The organism is Bradyrhizobium sp., assembly GCF_030693485.1.
Classification (GTDB): domain Bacteria; phylum Pseudomonadota; class Alphaproteobacteria; order Rhizobiales; family Xanthobacteraceae; genus Bradyrhizobium.
In genome coordinates, this window is sequence record NZ_JAUYAN010000029.1 from 1 (window position 1) to 2,226 (window position 2,226).

Here is a 2,226-nt window from a genome sequence, read left to right on the forward strand (position 1 = left end):
AAGAACCTGATCAATGTGCTGCAGACCGGCTCGTCCAACCTGACGCTGGCCGACACCAAAGAGGTAGCGGCCAACAGCCAGGCGCTGTCGACCCGCCAGTCGATCGCGGTGTCCGCGCTGGCGCTGGCCAACCAGAGCCAGCAGAGCGTGCTACAGCTGCTCCGTTAAGTTCGGTCGCGAAGACCACGATCAAGGCGGCGGGGGAAACCCCGCCGTCTTTTTTGTTTCAACCATTGAAGCCAAGCCGGTTCGTCGCGCCTCGACCGCTGCAGCCGTCGTGCGCAGTTGCGCATGATTGATCGGCGCTGCTTTCATTTCTGCGTATTTGTACGGATGATGAATTTAACGACTGGGTAGCCATAACGGAAGAATGTGACAATGTCGCCGACCGGAACATACGGCGCCTTAGTCATTCTTCAATCCAGAGGGTTCTCAGATGTCCGGCATTGTTCTTTCGTCTTCCGTCCGCCAGAATTTGCTTTCATTGCAGTCGACCGCCGATCTGCTCGCCACCACGCAGAGCCGCCTCTCGACCGGCAAGAAAGTGAATACCGCGCTCGACAATCCCACCAACTTCTTCACCGCCCAGTCGCTCGATGGCCGCGCCAGCGACATCAGCAACCTGCTCGACGGCATCGGCAACGGCGTGCAGGTTCTGCAGGCCGCCAACACCGGCATCACCTCGCTCTCCAAGCTGGTCGATACCGCGAAGTCGATCGCCAACCAGGCGCTGCAGACCACGGTCGGCTATTCGACCAAGTCCAACGTCTCGGCAACCATCGCCGGCGCCACCGCGCTCGACCTGCGCGGCACCACGTCCTTCACCAGCGCAACGGCCTCCAGCAACGTGCTCTACTCCGGCGCTGCCGGCGGCGTCACCGCGGCGAGCGGTGCCCTGACCCTCGGCGGTCTCTCCGGCGTACTGACGGGAACGGCGGTCAATGACACCGCGACCGTGCCTGCCGCGATCACCGCGGCTACCCTGCTCAACAATACGGGTGGCGCTTCTCCAGGCCTCGGAACTGCGACGGTTGCCGACGGCGACAGCTTCACCGTCAACGGCAAGTCGATCACCTTCAAGGCGGGTGCGGCTCCCGCGGCGGCCTCGGCTCCGACCGGCTTTGGCATCGACGCCGGCGCTGCCAACGTCGCGACCGACGGCAACGGCAACTCGATCATCTATATCGGCGCCAGCTCGACGACCTCCACCGCGACGGTCGGCGACGTTCTGCGGGCGATCGATCTCGCCAGCGGCGTCCGGTCATCGACGATTGCCTCCGGCGTCGCGACCACCGCGACCAACGCCGGCCAGACCGTCTCCTCGATCACTGCCGGCGCGGTCAGCCTGCGGACCTCGACCGGTGGCGATCTCGACGTCAGCGGCAAGGCCGACTTTCTCAAGGCCTTTGGTCTCACCACCGCGCTCGGTTCGGGCACCACCACCCTGACCGCGGTTCGCACCACCAGCGCTGCGACGGCCGGCAATCTGATCGCCGACGGTTCGACGCTGAACGTCAACGGCAAGACCATCACCTTCCGCAACGCTCCGACCCCGCTTGCTGCCAACGTTGCATCCGGTTCCGGCGTCAGCGGCAACATCGTCACCGACGGCAGCGGCAACTCCACGGTGTTCCTGCAGTCGGCAACCATCACCGACACGCTGAAGGCGATCGATATTGCCACCGGCGTTCGCACTGCGGTCATCGCCAGCGGCGCGGCGACGGTTGCAGCGGCCACCGGTCAGACCGCCTCGTCGGTCAATGTCAGCGGCGTCATCAACCTCAGCACCGGAACGGCGGCCGACCTGGCCATCACCGGCACGGGGAACGCACTCTCCGTGCTCGGCCTCACCGGCGCCACCGGCACCGACACCAGCTTCGCGGCGGCGCGTGCCGCCGGCGCGGGCGGCATCAACGGCAAGACCCTTACCTTTACGTCGTTCAACGGCGGCACCGCGGTCGACGTTACTTTCGGCGACGGCACCGGCGCGACGGTCAAGACCCTCGATCAGCTCAATGCCAAGCTGCTGGCCAACAACCAGACCGCGACCATCGATTCTGGCGGCAAGCTGACGATCTCGGCGACCAACGACTACGCCTCCACCACCCTCGGCACCGTCGCTTCCGGCGGTGTCATCGGAGGCAGCATCACCGCTTCGTTGAGCTTCTCCACCCCCTCGGCGCCGGTCGTCGATGGCGCGGCGCAGGCCGTCCGCAGCAACCTCGT

General features: G+C 65.4%; 2 protein-coding genes. Both read left to right on the plus strand.

The window, feature by feature from the left end; translation table 11 throughout:
• A partial coding sequence (locus tag Q8N40_RS26650; protein ID WP_371135592.1) for a flagellin occupies positions 1–168 on the plus strand: 168 nt, incomplete at its 5' end.
• Positions 169–436: 268 nt separating this feature from the next.
• Positions 437–2,226: DUF1522 domain-containing protein (locus tag Q8N40_RS02315; RefSeq protein WP_305710666.1), on the plus strand; the 1,790-nt coding region annotated here is incomplete at its 3' end.